This is a genomic window from Vibrio sp. A37 (assembly GCF_059777565.1).
The window spans coordinates 32,515-48,310 of sequence record NZ_JBLNLI010000006.1; the positions used below are offsets into that span (position 1 = coordinate 32,515).

Annotated in this window: 14 protein-coding genes; 5 read left to right on the top strand and 9 right to left on the bottom strand. The window is 42.3% G+C overall.

All coding sequences use genetic code 11. The features are described 5' to 3' along the window. Window positions 1–47 precede the first annotated feature (47 nt). Window positions 48–854 (top strand): methionine ABC transporter substrate-binding lipoprotein MetQ, encoded by an 807-nt coding sequence (gene metQ / locus ACM2FC_RS12000; RefSeq protein ID WP_498481152.1) that lies wholly within the window; start codon window positions 48–50, stop codon window positions 852–854. A 100-nt stretch (window positions 855–954) separates the two neighbouring features. Here metQ and ACM2FC_RS12005 read toward each other — a convergent pair whose 3' ends face one another. Further along, a complete protein-coding gene (locus ACM2FC_RS12005; RefSeq protein ID WP_498481153.1) occupies window positions 955–1,731 on the bottom strand; it encodes a Zn-ribbon-containing protein in 777 nt (258 codons plus the stop codon). A gap of 3 nt (window positions 1,732–1,734) precedes the next feature. Next, window positions 1,735–2,280, bottom strand: a complete 546-nt coding sequence (syd, locus tag ACM2FC_RS12010) for a SecY-interacting protein (protein WP_498481154.1) — start codon at window positions 2,278–2,280, stop codon at window positions 1,735–1,737. 289 nt (window positions 2,281–2,569) lie between these two features. Between syd and ACM2FC_RS12015 the strand changes: the two genes are divergently transcribed. The 4 genes from ACM2FC_RS12015 (at window position 2,570) to xni (ending at window position 8,739) form a co-directional block, all read left to right on the top strand. Further along, complete coding sequence (locus ACM2FC_RS12015) at window positions 2,570–4,849, top strand: tetratricopeptide repeat protein (RefSeq protein WP_498481155.1); 2,280 nt, start codon at window positions 2,570–2,572, stop codon at window positions 4,847–4,849. 219 nt (window positions 4,850–5,068) lie between these two features. Next, the gene (locus tag ACM2FC_RS12020; protein ID WP_498481156.1) at window positions 5,069–6,349 is read left to right on the top strand and encodes a diguanylate cyclase domain-containing protein; all 1,281 of its coding nucleotides are present in this window, start codon (window positions 5,069–5,071) and stop codon (window positions 6,347–6,349) included. 151 nt (window positions 6,350–6,500) lie between these two features. Beyond that, complete coding sequence (gene ppnN / locus ACM2FC_RS12025; protein WP_498481157.1) at window positions 6,501–7,877, top strand: nucleotide 5'-monophosphate nucleosidase PpnN; 1,377 nt, start codon at window positions 6,501–6,503, stop codon at window positions 7,875–7,877. 88 nt (window positions 7,878–7,965) lie between these two features. Then, a complete protein-coding gene (xni, locus tag ACM2FC_RS12030) occupies window positions 7,966–8,739 on the top strand; it encodes a flap endonuclease Xni (protein WP_498481158.1) in 774 nt (257 codons plus the stop codon). Window positions 8,740–8,802: 63 nt separating this feature from the next. Here the strand turns inward: xni and rlmM are convergent, their stop codons facing one another. The 7 genes from rlmM to pomA all read right to left on the bottom strand — a co-directional run bounded on the left by rlmM (window position 8,803) and on the right by pomA (window position 15,524). Next, on the bottom strand, window positions 8,803–9,894 hold the full coding sequence (gene rlmM, locus ACM2FC_RS12035; RefSeq protein ID WP_498481159.1) for a 23S rRNA (cytidine(2498)-2'-O)-methyltransferase RlmM: 1,092 nt from the start codon (window positions 9,892–9,894) through the stop codon (window positions 8,803–8,805). Then, a complete protein-coding gene (locus ACM2FC_RS12040) occupies window positions 9,891–10,289 on the bottom strand; it encodes a DUF423 domain-containing protein (RefSeq protein ID WP_498481160.1) in 399 nt (132 codons plus the stop codon). Before ACM2FC_RS12040 ends, rlmM begins: the two co-directional genes overlap by 4 nt. Beyond that, window positions 10,279–10,902 (bottom strand): alpha/beta family hydrolase, encoded by a 624-nt coding sequence (locus ACM2FC_RS12045; protein WP_498481161.1) that lies wholly within the window; start codon window positions 10,900–10,902, stop codon window positions 10,279–10,281. The genes ACM2FC_RS12040 and ACM2FC_RS12045 overlap by 11 nt, the downstream gene beginning before the upstream one ends. Then, window positions 10,895–11,803: a transcriptional regulator GcvA gene (locus ACM2FC_RS12050; RefSeq protein ID WP_498481162.1), complete on the bottom strand. Its 909-nt coding sequence runs from the start codon at window positions 11,801–11,803 to the stop codon at window positions 10,895–10,897. The genes ACM2FC_RS12045 and ACM2FC_RS12050 overlap by 8 nt, the downstream gene beginning before the upstream one ends. Window positions 11,804–12,181: 378 nt before the next feature. After that, on the bottom strand, window positions 12,182–13,630 hold the full coding sequence (gene thiI, locus ACM2FC_RS12055) for a tRNA uracil 4-sulfurtransferase ThiI (protein WP_498481163.1): 1,449 nt from the start codon (window positions 13,628–13,630) through the stop codon (window positions 12,182–12,184). A 161-nt stretch (window positions 13,631–13,791) separates the two neighbouring features. Next, window positions 13,792–14,751, bottom strand: a complete 960-nt coding sequence (locus ACM2FC_RS12060; RefSeq protein WP_498481164.1) for a flagellar motor protein MotB — start codon at window positions 14,749–14,751, stop codon at window positions 13,792–13,794. An 8-nt stretch (window positions 14,752–14,759) separates the two neighbouring features. Next, window positions 14,760–15,524 carry a flagellar motor protein PomA gene (gene pomA / locus ACM2FC_RS12065; protein ID WP_498481165.1) on the bottom strand — a complete coding sequence of 255 codons (765 nt, stop codon included), beginning with the start codon at window positions 15,522–15,524 and terminating at the stop codon, window positions 14,760–14,762. Between the last annotated feature and the right edge of the window lie 272 nt (window positions 15,525–15,796).

The window sequence follows — 15,796 nt, forward strand, 5'->3', positions numbered from 1 at the left end:
CTATGGGGGCTCCCCCTGAGAGCAAAAGGTTAATCAAGGAGACAGGAATGAAACTTAGCCTTAAACGTTTACTTGCCGTTGCAACGGTAGCCTCAGCACTTATATTGACAGGCTGTGGTGATAAAAAAGACAACAATGAACTAAAAGTTGGTGTGATGGCAGGAGCGGAAGCTCAAGTTGCAGAAGTTGCGGCTAAAGTTGCCAAAGAGAAGTACGGACTGGATGTAAAACTGGTTACCTTTACAGATTATGTCACTCCGAATGCAGCGCTTGCTGATGGCTCAATCGATGCAAATGCTTTCCAGCACAAGCCATATCTGGACCAGCAAATGCAAACTCGCGGCTACAAGTTAGCCGTCGCAGGTAAAACATTCGTTTACCCTATCGCGGGTTACTCGAAGAAAATTAAGTCGCTTGATCAACTGAAAGATGGCGATCAAATTGCAATTCCTAACGACCCAACCAACCTAGGTCGCTCTCTGTTGCTTCTTCAGCAACAAGGCTTAATCAAACTAAGTACTGGTAACGGTCTGAACGCAACAACTCAAGATATCATTAGTAATCCTAAGCACTTAAAAATCATTGAGCTAGATGCTGCCCAGCTTCCAAGAGCTCTTGATGATGTGACGATTGCGGTTATCAACACTACTTTTGCTAGCTCAATCAACTTAACGCCACAAAAAGACGGTATCTTTGTAGAGAACAAAGAGTCTCCTTACGTGAATCTAATTGTGGCTCGTCAGGACAATGTTGACTCGAAGAAAGTGAAAGAGTTCGTTCAAGCTTACCAAACCGATACGGTTTATAATGCTGCAATGAAAATCTTCCACGGTGGCGTTGTAAAAGGCTGGTAATCGCTAAATCAATGCTAAAAGAGCCAGTAGGGAAACCTTGCTGGCTCTTTTTTATTTAATCTTCTTTGGGTATTTTCGTCGAGCAAGACTAGGAGAATAATTAACTAATATGATCCCATGACATGTTGGAAACAATTCTGCATTTATCACACTTAAAGTGGAAAATATCCAAAATAGGAGATTCTTGTAACCACTCCCCCCCACAACTAGGGCATCGGCGTGATTGCTCATCCGCAAAACTGGTTCCACCCACTCGGTATTGATAGTAGTAAGTAGGGATATCAGTGATATACTCGATTCGTCCTCTCAACCCCATTCCACGCTTAAAAAGCACACTGTCAATATCGCAAATCTCATGCAATGCCGCATGCTCCGCTTGGCAGCCTCCGGCCATTTGAATTTCATCACACGCTTGCCACTCTGTTTGCCATTTAATCAAAGCCTTATGGTCGCCATTCAATGTCGCTGGGTTTCTATATAAAGGAATTGGCAACAACGTATCCCCACTTCTTAGCGGTGAGCAGGTGTGAACATAAGTGGTATAGAGGAGCTGCCAACTCGGCGGTTGTTCATCTGCAGCTTGCTCTGAATTTAGATCTCGCCCAAGCAAGCGCACTTTTGGGGCTAGCAAACAGGCAATAGATAAATTTTGGATGCATTTTTTAACAAAATCAGAATAGTAACTGGGGTGGAGGCTATCCTCTTCCGGGCAAACCACGCGAACAACAAATATCCCATCTCCCATTATGATTGGAAACTCACGCCCCAATATTTGACCGTTGTAACGCAATGCATCCATTAGCGAGTTAATCGCGTTATCAACCGCACTTACGGTTGTATTATCAAAGCAATCGAATTGAATCTCGGCAACATACATATTTTAAACTTCAGGCTCCAAGTCATTTAAAAAGGTTGCCAGATCTTGGGCTAACACTTGCCTCTTCTTGGTTCCTAGTGTTTCCCAAAGTACATTCCCAGTTAGATTACAAATAGAAATAACTTCCATATCTTTACTGGTGGTTGCGATAAAAACGGTTGGCTTGAGCTTCAGGCGTCGCTGGGTGACAAGGTGTCCTAAAATGTTTTCTTGCAAACGAACAAAATCATCCTCATTCCATACTTGCAGCAAGGTTATCGACCCCCCTCGCCATACAGCGGGTATATCTGCGCTAAACTGACAGCCATAGAAGGCTTTTATATCATCGTGAATGTCCAGTTCAATACCTTGCTCGACGTTGTCAAAGCTAGCTGGTAATACCTTTTGTACAGGGCTCCAAAACACTTCTGTTTCCGTCTTGCCTTGAATACACTCAGATTCCATGTCCAGCAATTCTTCATTAACGGGTAATGAGTCGTGTATAGTCTTATACTTGTCAACATAGCGATGCGCTATGTCGAAAAGGGCTTGAGTGGCACTATTGGCCATATTCTTCTCCAAAATTGGTGCTAAGCCCCAAGGGCTCGTAAACCCTAATGACAGATAGGGCAGGATTTCGTAATATTTGCCATATTCTAAAACAAATCTATCGGGCTGTTGACCCCATAGCAAGAATGAGCCGATACTCCTACAGGATCAGCTAACCTTACCTTGGAAGCTCATAAGTGTAGAGATATGGATCTCGTGACATGCAGTAAACCGTCGAAAAATGCTGTATATGCTCGCTATACTTCTTCTCAGAGCAAACGTATAGTGCGCTAATAGGAATAGGAAACACATGTATAAATTTCGCTGGATAACTTTGTTCTGCTTTTTGGCTTTTTCATTACCCAGAGTATCTTTAGCTGCGACAACTTCCGCATCTCCTATGTTAGAAGAAGCGTACAGATTACTGGACTTTTTACCAAAGCAATCCAAAAAATTAGCTAGCAATTATATCTCCCAACGAACTTTAGCCAACATTTCCAATCGTACTTTCTCTCCTATTTCTCACAACAAATCAGATACAAGTGTTAGAACGCCTAGCGGCACCATCGACGCGTTGCAAATCCTCGCTCAAGCTGAGTTCAACATGCATCACTATAATGTTGCCTTTCAGCAATTGGTAAAAGCAGAGAGCTTGGCCAAGCAATACGACCTGCCATACTCACGGCTCCTAGTACAAATTCAAGATACACGCTTATATTGGTTAAGAAATCACAATTCAAAGTTAGCGCAAGAGAAAATACAAAGTATTCAAAAAATCTACAAAGCACTAAACAAAAAAGACCCATTGGCAGATCGTATACATTATCAATTACTTAAGCTTGCTGCTGAAGTGGCCTCTTATGACAATAACATCGAGCAAGCAAAGCTGCTGTATAGCCAGTTGAAACTCGCTGCAGAGAAGGTTTCGTCTGAGCAATCCTTGATTGATTACCATATTGCAGCTGGTCAATTTCTTTTATCTCATAGCTTTTATAACAGTGCTCTTTCAGATCTACTCACAGGCTATTGGCTAGCGATAGAGAATAATTCAAGTGTACAACTTGCCGTTATCAACCAATTACTCGGTCAGCTATTTTATCAAAGAGGGGTTTTGGATAAAGCTGTGGACCATTTATCTCAAGCCGCAGACTTTTACGACAACTACGAAGATACGCCACTGTTGCCTTCAATACTAAAACAGTTAGGTGATATCTATTTTGCAGAAGGTAAATACAACTTAGCACTCGTTCACTACTTCAACGTCATCGATCACGAAAATATGCAAGACAGCGTAGAACAAATCACTGACGTACGTCTGTCTCTAGCTGCCACATATCTCAAATTAAAAGACGTCTCATTGGCTAAAAGATACTTAGCACACGCTGAAAGTCTCATTAAATACTCTAACTACCCTTACTTAAATGCAAGAGCTGCCCTTCTAAAAGCCGAACTCGCATACAACGACAAAGACTCAAAACTTGTCGTCAAAGAAGCGCAGCAAGCCTTGAGCAATGCCAATTTCATGGCCAAAGGGAAAAGCACAGCAATCCTACAAGAGGCTTACGACATGCTCTACCTTGGCTATGAACAAGGGAAGCAATATGAAAAAGCACTAGATAATTTGAAGCAATACGATCACATCAAAAATCAACAGCAGCAAAAACTGAATCTCATCAGTGAAGATGATTTTAGGCAACAAAAGCAATTCATCGAGCAAACTTTACACTTAGTCAGTCAAAAGAAAACGCTTGAAATTACTTATGATGAATACCAAAAATTCAAGCAGATAGCCGTCTCTCTAGCTATCGTCGTTGTTTCACTATCCGTTCTGATTCTTTGGCGAGGAAATATCGTCAGCAAACAACAAGTCAAAATCAAACAACTCAAAGAAGACTTGTTTTCTCACTCCAGATCCGGACTAAAAAACCTGCGTCTACTGAACACAAAACTATCAGAATCGATGCAGAAGAGTAGCTCCAATTTTGAAAAGTGGCATATCGGAGAGCTGATCCATGAACCCTTAAGTGACAGGCTGAGGTTTGTGATGATAGATATCCCTTTCCTCAGAACTATGTATCTACAACATGGCTACATAGAAGGGTTAAAGCTAGAAAATAAATTTGGTGCGTACTTGCAAGAAAAAGTGAAGTCACCTGCGCGTATTTATCATTTTTCCGATGCTAACTTACTTTATATTGAAACCAACAATGAACAACCTACAACACCAGAAGACATTTTCAACAAAGTGCAAGATTGGATAAATGACTTTGAACCTGAGTTAAGAATTAACAGAACCGTTCGAGTTGGTATGGCCGACTACCCTTTCCTTCCAAGAGCTTACACCGCTATCAATGATAAAGAACTTCTTGATATCTTACTGATGTCCACTAGCGCAGCAAGAACATTAAGTATGAAAGAGCATACCAGCCAATGGATATACCTCAAAGCCATAGAAAACGCACCTGCTGCGAGCTTGGCTACCGGTGATATTCGCAAAGCATGCAAGCATTCTATAGGCCAAGGTTTGATAAAAGTTCATTCTTCTTACGAGAATGAGGAAAGTATCAAAAAACTGCTCAAAGACAGTTAAGAATATGACCTAATACTCGCTATATACATGAAATGTCGGTCGATTTTTTGTTAAATTTAGCCTATTGTTTTTGTCTAGTCTATTGAAATTCAATATGTTAGAGAAACTCTTTCAAAGTTATGTTGAATGACGATCAGCTATACTTAGAACTACGTCAGCTATTAAACGGTTATCAAACGTGTCGTAAACCGTTTGAACAGGAAGTATTAAAGGCTATAAATGGATATTAAACCAACGCTTCTCGATGAGAAAATAACGCAGTGTGGTGAAACATTATTACGACTGACCACTCTTCCCCCGAAGGTTAAGAGAGATCTTCAACATTTACTCAATGACTCTCCTGCTCACATACCTCGCAAATTAGAGCAATCAGTCAATCTAGTATCACTATACGACAAAGCAGTTAAAATCCTAACCTCAAACCCTAGCACACCACCTAGCACGGAATTAGCAGTAGATAATAAACAACAACTTAAGCAGCTATCTCAAGAACTACAACAACTGATTGAAAAGCTAGATTTTAGCGGCGATGTTGGCGATCAGCTATCAGATATCAGCAACAAACTAACGCTAGACAATGAAGCGCAAAATGTACTCGATCACACACTAGACACGTTGCAGCTCGTGCTCAGTGGCACCATAGCAGAAAGAAAAACATCGTTTCAATTCTTGGAACAAGTCAACACTTCTCTAACCAATGCTCTAACCAATTACCAACAGACTTCAGGCCAAACCGAAGATGAGCTCGAACAACGGAAAGGCATCAATAAAGAACTCGGCGGTTTAGTGACTTCAACGCAATCTGAAATATCAAAGGCCAAAAGCTTAGCCCAGCTCCAAAAAAGCGTCTCACCTCTACTGGAGCAAATTGCCGATCTGTCAAAGAAGTTGGAACAAGCATCAGAGCGTGAAACGGCTATGTTAGAGCAGATGAAACTCAACAATAGCCAAGTAACAACACTACTTGATTCGGCTCAGGATTATCGTAAAAGGTATGAAAGTCAGCAACATAAAGCACTGTTAGACCCATTAACTCAGATTTATAACCGCAATGCATTTACAGACAAGTTAGAAGCGGCATTTGGCCGCTGGATAAAAATCCAAGACACACTTCGCGTTGCTCTACTTGATCCTGATAACTTTGGAGTCATCAATGAGAAGTTTGGCAATTCTGCTGGCGATAAAGCTCTGAAAATCATCGCAAGAACCATTGCTAAAGAGGTTGAGCCCCATGGCACACTAGCGAGGTTTTCCGGCGATAAATTTATCTTGATGTTTTTAAACCAAGATAGCGATCACAACAAAAAACTTGCTAGTAGACTGCAAAAGAAAGTGAGCTCTTTACCATTTAGATTCCGCGACCAAAGTATAAAAGTGACTCTTTCTGTTCTTAGCGATAGCTTTAAGGATTCCGATACACCTGATGACGTACTTGGCCGCTTAGAGCTAGGCATTAAACAACTCAAAGTGGGTAGTTCAAATCAACTAATCTGGTTATAAATCATTCAATCGGTACATACAGGCTTCGAAAATATAAACGTTATCGACACCGGAAAGTGAAGAGTTTGCTAAGCTAACTGATGCATCTTGTAAAAATTAGCGCTCGTTAATTTTTACAAGACATTCAGTATTCTAATAAAAGGAGGCGTATATGATCACTCATATTAGCCCGGCTGGCAGCATGGATCTGCTTTCTCAACTTGAAGTTGAGCGTCTTAAAAAAACCGCATCTAGTGACCTTTACCAACTCTATCGAAACTGCACACTTGCTGTACTTAACTCTGGAAGTCATACAGATAACTCTAAAGAGCTGCTCGACAAATATCGTTCATTTGATGTGAATGTAGTTCGTCGCGAACGAGGCATTAAATTAGAGCTTAGTAACCCACCTGAACATGCCTTTGTTGATGGCAATATCATCAAAGGTATACAAGAACATTTATTCTCAGTGCTAAGAGACATCGTTTATGTCAACATGCACTTAGCAGATAACCAAAAACTTAACTTAACCAATGCCACTCATATTACCAATTTAGTATTTGGTATATTGCGCAATGCTGGTGCTCTAATTCCAGGTATGGAGCCAAACCTTGTTGTGTGCTGGGGCGGACACTCAATCAATAATATTGAATATCAATATACGCGAGAAGTTGGCCACCAGCTTGGGTTGCGCGAGTTAAACATTTGTACAGGTTGTGGGCCCGGAGCAATGGAAGGGCCGATGAAAGGTGCAGCTATCGGTCATGCTCAGCAGCGCTATAGTGAACAGCGCTATTTTGGCTTAACTGAGCCCTCAATTATCGCCGCAGAGCCACCAAACCCGATTGTAAACGAACTGGTTATCATGCCAGATATTGAGAAGCGCTTGGAAGCCTTTGTTCGCATGGCTCACGGCATCATTATTTTCCCCGGCGGAGCTGGCACCGCAGAGGAGCTTCTGTATATCTTGGGCATTATGATGCACCCAGAAAACAAAGGCGTACCGTTACCTATTGTATTAACAGGCCCGAAAGAGAGTGAAGACTACTTTAGGTCTATCGATAGGTTTATTGGCGACACGCTGGGAGAAGAAGCACAGAAGCACTATCAAATTGTCATTGATGATCCCGCAAAAGCTGCCCAGATTATGAAGGAAGCGATGCCTGATGTTCGACAATACAGGAAAGAAATCGGAGATGCATACAGTTTCAATTGGACCTTAAAAATCGCTCCTGAATTCCAGCTTCCATTTGAGCCAACACACGAAAGTATGGCGAGCTTAGACCTTCACTTAAACCAGAGAGCAGAAAATTTAGCGGCAAAACTACGCCAAGCATTTTCTGGTATTGTCGCTGGAAATGTCAAAGCGGAAGGCATCCAAGAAATTGAACGCTATGGACCCTTTATCATTCACGGAGATCCTGTGTTAATGAAAAAAATGGACAGGCTACTTAACGACTTCGTGGTTCAAGATCGCATGAAACTCCCTGGAGGTAGCGCTTATGTGCCTTGCTACAAAGTCGCCACCGAGGAAGCGGTCAGTAAGTAACTTCTTGGGGTTAAAGGTATAATCTATTACACTATGGGCTGCTTGCAGCCCTTTTCTATTTAGTCATTAACTTAAACTCCGGATCACTATGTCCATTCATCTCGTTATTATCGATGCGCTAAACTTGATTCGCCGTGTACATTCAGCCCAACCAGACCCTTCTGATATCACGAGAACTGCCGAAACAACAACTCGGACTCTGAACAAAATCATTAAAGAATCAACCCCCTCACATATCATCGCGGTATTCGACCATCAAAACAGAGAACGCGGATGGAGAGCAGAGGTATTTCCAGATTACAAACTAAACCGTAAGCCGATGCCAGACGAGCTAGCGAACGGATTAGATGATATCCAGCAAGCATGGTGGGATATTGGGATAGACTCACTGCTATCTGAAGGTGATGAAGCGGACGACTTGGTCGCAACTCTTGCTGTAAAAGTTGCTAGCCACAACGAAAAGGTCACCATCATTTCCACAGATAAAGGGTACTGTCAGCTCCTTTCTCCCACTCTGCAGATAAGGGATTACTTCCAACACCGTTGGTTAGACGAACCTTTTATCCAAAAAGAATTTGGTGTCAAGCCAAACCAGCTTTCCGATTTTTGGGGACTTGCAGGAATCAGCTCCAGTCAAGTACCGGGAGTCCCTGGCATCGGCCCTAAATCAGCAAAAGAAATCCTAAATCAATTTGGCTCGTTAGACGCCGCTTATGAATCATCGGAACTGATCAGTAAATATAGAAAAAAACTGGATGAACACATTGAATTAGCCAGAAAATGTAAGCAGATTTCTATGCTCAAGACCGATATTGAGCTTGGCTTTAACTTGCAAGATTTAAGGTTTAGCGGCTCTAAATAACTTCAGCGTTAGATAAGCGTAGGCAATCCCTAACCTAGCAGCAGGTTAGGGATTGCGAAAAATTTATCTCGGTGAAATATTCGATAAGCATTGAATGTGTACCGTGATTTCTTCACGGTCGTGATAGAGGTGTTTGGCTTGCAGTTTAAACTTCACTCCATTTTCAATCAGAAAATAACGTAAGTTTTCGATGTCTTCTAACACTTCATCATAGCGTCCTTTCATTGGCAGCTTAAGGTTAAACAACGCTTCTTTTGCCCAACCTTTAATTAACCACTCTCCCATCAGCTGCGCAACTCGAGAAGGCTTTTCTACCATATCACAAATCAACCAAGTGACATTTTTCTTGGCTGGTTCAAATTTGAATCCGTCTTCTTGGTGGTGTTTCACTTGCCCCGTATCCATCAGGCTGTCAGCCATCATGCCATTGTCAACCGCGTGAACAAACATAGAGCGTTTTACTAATTGATACGTCCAACCACCAGGACAAGCACCGAGATCAACCCCCCACATACCTGCGGCAAGCCTTTCATCCCATTCCCCTCTAGGAATAAACACATGAAATGCTTCTTCTAGTTTGAGAGTCGAACGACTCGGAGCATCTGCAGGGAATTTTAACCTAGGGATCCCCATAAAGAATGGAGAATTGTTTTTGCTGTAAGAGTAACCGACATAGCAATGACCCGGTGCAATAAAGCAGATATGTAACACTGGCTTTTTCGGATTATCGTTTTTAAACAATAAGCCTTTACCTTTCAACGCTTGACGCATTGGAACGGTAAACTTACGACAAAACTTCAATAGCTCTTTGGCTTCATTGGTATCAGGAGTTTCAACCCGTAAATCACCACAACATGGGAAGCCGTCGAGATCGGCAAGCTCTGACAAAATTGGTGTAATTCTATCTTCTGTAGGCAGCTCACTGAACTCTTGAGCAACAGCAAACATTTGACGAGCAAAGATAAGAGATTGAAAGTCTAACTTACTGACTAACTTTTCAGCATCGCCCTCTTGATAGCACTCAAACAAGACATAACCTGTATTATTTTTCGCTCTTGGAAAGCCATAAACTTCAAGGTTATTGGCCTTGTCTTGTATCTCTCCTGCGCATTCCTTTTCAAATCCGGAACGACAATAAAGCATAACGTGTTTCAAGATTCACCCTCTTTCATTTTCAATGCTGCCAGAATTAACATCAGCCAACCAATCATAAATAGCACTCCACCAATTGGCGTGATTGGGCCAAACCAGTGGATTCCTGTTAGAGCAAGTGCATACAAGCTACCGCTAAAACAAAGGACGCCGATAATAAAACAAATGGCCGCATTAAAAAAATATTTTTGTGCTTTAGCAGGTAAGTTTAGCTGCAATAAAACCCCGCAGGCTAAAATAGCTAATGCATGAATAAACTGGTAGAGGACGCCTGTCTTAAATACCTCTAGCAATAAAGGAGTTAGTTGACTTTTCAAACCATGGGCCGCAAAGGCACCCAGTGCCACACCTAAAAAACCATAAACTCCTGAAATCACAACAACCCACTTAGCTCGCACTCGATACCTCCAAAATAAATTGGCTTAGCTTTTCAATCGCAAGCTGAAGATTTTGCTCTTCAGTATGCCCCGAAGACTTTCTTGGTTTAAAGCTATGATCACCATCAGGTAAAAAGCTCACTGATATCATCTTCGATAAAGCGAATTCATCAAATTCCTCTTTCTTGCCAAAGGTATCTCTTTCACCTTGTAATATAAGGCAAGATTTAGGGAAATCAGCGAGATGCTCGCCTTTATACTTTTCTGGTTTTCCCGGAGGGTGGAAAGGAAACCCTAAGCATGCCACTCCAGAGACAAAAGAGTGCTCTGCCAAAAGACTTGCCATTCGACCTCCCATTGATTTACCCCCAATCACAACCGGAGAAGATGTGTGTTGCTCAATAACAGATTGAAAATGCTCTAACAACTTAGGAGCTCTATCTGGCGGACGTTTTTTGCCATCCAAACGACGCTTTTGCATATATGGAAATTCAAATCGAAGAACTTGAATACCTTTACTTACTAACCCTTCCGCCATCAATTCCATAAACGGATGTTCCATTCCAGCGCCAGCACCGTGAGCAAAAATAAATAGTGGCGATGACTTGTCACCGTTGATCAACACATCACTCATCTAGCAATTCCTCTTGTTCACTTTGCGCTTTCGCCAACATCCAATCCCTAAAAGTAGCAATACGACCGGTATCAGCTTGCTTCTCATGGCATACAACGTAAAACGCATTCTTGCTGACTAACATTTCATCAAATGGAGCAATTAATCGGCCCGCATCCAACTCTGGCTGAGCGAGCACATTGTTGCCCAGCGCTACACCTTGTCCATGGGCAGCGGCCTGTAAAACCATGGTTGAGTGACTAAAGATAGGCCCGTGATTCACATTCACACCCGTCAAATCATTTTGTTTCGCGAACTGCTTCCACTCTTTTCGTGAAGTATCATGTAGCAACGTATGATGTTTTAAATCACCTAGAGTTTCTAATGGTTTTTTACCTAGTAATAATGAGGGAGCACACAGAGGAATCAGGTATTCTTGATACAACTTATCTTCTCTTAGGCCGGGCCAGTTTCCTCGCCCATAATAGATGGCAACATCCACATCTTCTGTCAGTGAGCTGTCATCCATATCCACCGCTTTTATTCGTACATCGATTTCCGGCTCTTGGGCATTGAAATCGGCTAGCCTTGGAACTAACCACTGGATAGCAAAACTCGGTGGCAAAGCAATAGTCAATGCTCCTTTCTCGCTTCTTTCGAGAACTTTATCGGTCGCTTCAGCTATCATCGTAAAAATATCTTTTATATCTAAAAAATAACTTTGCCCTTCTTCAGTTAACAGTAAAGCCCGATTTCGCCGACGAAAAAGCTTCAAACCAAGAAACTCTTCTAAGGCTTTTATTTGATGACTAACAGCGGCTTGGGTGACATACAATTCGTCTGCAGCTCGGGTAAAACTGAGGTGTCGCGCCGCTGCCTCAAAGGCTTTTAGGGAATTTAACGGAGGTAATCTTCTCGACATTTGAACACTCTATTGATGCATTAGTTTTTTTTATCTGAAACATTATAAAATGTCCATTGCCTAGCGGCCAGAGAAATTCTATATTTCACCCCGCAGCGCTAGCTAGAACGGCCTGATTCTTTCGAGATTCAGTTAGCTGGTGGTTGCGATGTTGTGTTTGCAACTCGATTTTCGAGTTAGGTAGATTTCTACCACCCGTTTTATGTCTGTCATCCTCAGAGATAAAACACATACTTCCTGTATTTATTTTTGACCAGTCTGTCAAATTTTTGTGCACCGCCTTTTAGGCGGTGTTTTTTTATCTGAAATTTACAAAAAACAAAAAAGCGAAGCTAATTCGCTTCGCGTTTCATTCTACTTCGAATCACACTAACAAGGTTACGGTCGATAAACCTTCACGTTTTTAAACCCTTGCTCTTGCAAATACAAAGCCTGCAAACGGCTCATCACACCACGATCGCAATACAATAAGTAGCTTTTTGATTGGTCTAAATCACCAAATTTAGTCGCGAGTTTGTAGAAAGGAATATGCTTTACTTCCACACCATCAATCTCTACTGGATTTTCGTCTTCTTCATCGGGACTACGAATATCAAGAACAATAGCGTGCTCTTCAACAGCTTCAACAAGCTCAACCTCTGGCGCAGCTTGCTGACTTTCCTTCTCAATATCACGAATGTCCATTTTACGAGCATCGTAAACGACTTTTTCTAATATCGAGAAATCAAATTTCGCTTCTTCAGCTTCAAGCTTTTCTTTGACTGCTTTTACTGTTGGGCTTTTTGAGATCACACCACAGTATTCAGGCATCGTCTTAGCGAAATCTTCAGTACCGATGTCACGAGCCAAATCGATAATGTCTTCTTTATCCCAGTTAATTAAAGGACGAAGGATTAACGTATCTGTGACATTATCAATATGGCGTAAGTTGGTCAGTGTTTGGCTTGATACCTGACCTAACGCTTCGCCAGTAACTAACGCTTGAATTCCGTGTTTCTCGGCAATCATTCCTGCTGCACGCATAAACATACGTTTTAAGATAACACCCATTTGGCCGTCATCGACTTTCTCAAGGATCTCGGCGACAACCGGTTCAAAGTCGACAGAAATAAATTTAACTTTCGCTGAAGAGCCGTATTTGTTCCACAAATAATGAGCAACTTGCTTTACGCCGATCTCGTGAGCAGGGCCGCCCAAGTTAAAGAAACAATAGTGTACTTTAGAACCACGCTTAATATGCAGATAGCTAGAAACACCTGAGTCGAAACCACCAGAAATCAAACTTAGTACATCCTCTTGAGTTCCCAATGGGAAACCACCAAGACCTTTATGTCTTGCGATGATCTGATTAAGTTTATCGCTCGCAATTTCAATATTGACCGTCACATCTGGGTTTTGCAGTTTAACTTTCGCGCTGTCTACCGCTTGGTTTAAACCACCGCCAACATATCTTTCTAACTCGATAGAAGTAAAGTCATGTTTGCCACGACGTTTTGCACGTACAACAAAGGTTTTCCCTTCGATTTTGCTACGATTTAACTCGAGGACTTGCTCATATATGTCGTGCATATCTTCAAAATCAGACTGCTGAACTTCTAACGAGTGATGAATACCAGGAGTTTGCGTCAGTACTCGCAGCACTTCGTTGTAGTATTGGTCGCTTTGGGCCGTAACTTCAATGTGATCACGACGGTTAAACACCGCTACAGATTCTGTTCGCTGCTGGATAACATTACGAATATTACATTCCAAAATTCTTGTGAAGCGTTTACGTACCGATTCACTTTTAACAAAAATCTCTGGGTGGGGTTTTACAATAAATTTCATAGTTCTATTCGCAAGTTGTTTAGCTAGAAAGCCACATCAAAGTACACTTAAGGCGCGAAATTATACACAAGTCAGAGGTTATACCCAAGTATAAGCGGTAACCCAAAAAGCGAGCTACATAGCTCGCTTCTATCAGGGAACACTCAGAGCTTTTAAAGCGTCTAGTTAGACTGAGGTAATGAAGGTACCTCATTACTGTAAGTAGGTTTACCTTGCATGATATTAATTTCAACTCGGCGATTTCGTGCTCGCTCGGCGTCGGTATCATTCGGCCCAAGTGGTTTGGTATCAGCTAAACCAATCACTTCCATTCTTTGGTGAGGGAAGCCTCGGACTTTTTCCATTTCCTGTGCAACCGATACTGCTCGCTGAGAGGACAGATCCCAATTCGAACGATACAACTCAGAATCCACAGTGATGTTATCGGTATGCCCAGAGATACTGATGACACCCGGAATGTTTTTCACCAACTCTGCGATTTGCCGCACTAGTGGTCTAAACTTGGGCTGTAAGAATGCCGACCCTTCAGGGAATGCCCCTTTCTCTCGGATACGAATTACCAATTGCTGACCAAGATGTTCTACCTCAATCGCACCTTGTTCAATCTCTTTGGCAAGGGCTTTTTTGATGTTTTCCATTAGGGTTTCTTGTTCTTGCGCTATGGCTTCTGCTTGTTGTTGCTGCTGTATTGATTCGTTGTTTTTGTTATTGCTGGTCGACGTTTCTGCGGATTTACCACCAGCCTGCGTTCCCTTATCCCGCTGAGCACCGCCAGATCGGTCTGACTCTCCTTCGTGAAATTCTAAGGTTTGCTGGGTGATATCAATCGTTTGCTGCATAATCACATCGATTGGTGTAGGTTCTGGGCGGCCCGGTCGAAATTCTTGCGCGATGATACTGGTACCTTTAGGGATATCCTTTACTTCAAGTCGGTTTTGTACACCGAAGGCGAACTTCATCGAGCCTGCAATCTGTTTAAACTTTAAAACGTCCATTTCAGAAAACGAAAGCAGCAGTACGAAAAAGCACATCAAAAGTGCCATGAGATCGGCAAAGGTACCCATCCATGCAGGAAGGCCGGGAGGTGGGCATTTACAGGGCTTGTCTTCTTCTGCTGCCATGATTCGACCTACTCGTTATCCACATCAATACCACGCTTACCTTCATTGAGGTAATTCTTCAGATAACTATCTATCACTCTAGGGTTTTGCCCATCTTGGATAGCTAACACACCATCCATAATAAGGCGGCGGTTCAATGTTTCTTGCTCTCGACGCAGCGACAATTTATCTGCTATTGGGAAAAAGATCATATTGGAAAGAATAGCACCATATAACGTGGTAAGAAGGGCAACCGCCATAGCAGGGCCTATCGATTTGGGATCATCCATGTTGGAAAGCATCGCGACTAATCCAACCAAGGTACCAATCATACCCATTGCGGGCGCAACATCTCCGAACGCTCTAAACACGGCGCTGCCATGCTCGTGCCGTTCATCGGTTAATGCTATGTCTTTTTGCAGGGCTGCTCTTACGACATCTGCATCGTGACCATCTACAAGCAAATCGATACCTTTTTGCATGAAGCTGTTAGTAATTTCCATCTCTTCTAGAGCAAGAAACCCACCTTTACGCGCAGCATCAGCCATTTCAACCACTTTGGCAATTAAATCTTCTGGCTCGTCCGCTTTAAACATGAACGCTTTGCCTGCAATTTTGAATGCTGCGAAAAACTGCCCCATGGTGAATTTCATCAACACCACAAAAGTAGTACCACCCACAACGATAAGAATGGAGGTGACATCGACGAACATCATGATGCTACCACCAAGGACCATCGCCATAACGACGAAAGCAAGCCCCCCAATCAATCCTAATAGCGTAGCTAAATCCACAAAGCACTCCTATTGCTATGGCTTATACAATCCCTGTTCTCACAATAAAAACTCACCTACTAACCAGATCGAGACGCGAACAGGTCTGCCAGAGATAGTTTAATTATCGGCAAGATAATAAGATCTTTAACTATTTTATTTGATACTCCCTTCACACTATTGTGGCTAGTGTCTCGATAAAATGCCGATTTTGTCTCTATAAGCCTAACTATGCACTGCTAAACTACTGTGACTAGACTGGGTGTAATTCCTAACAAGCGCTATTTTCGATA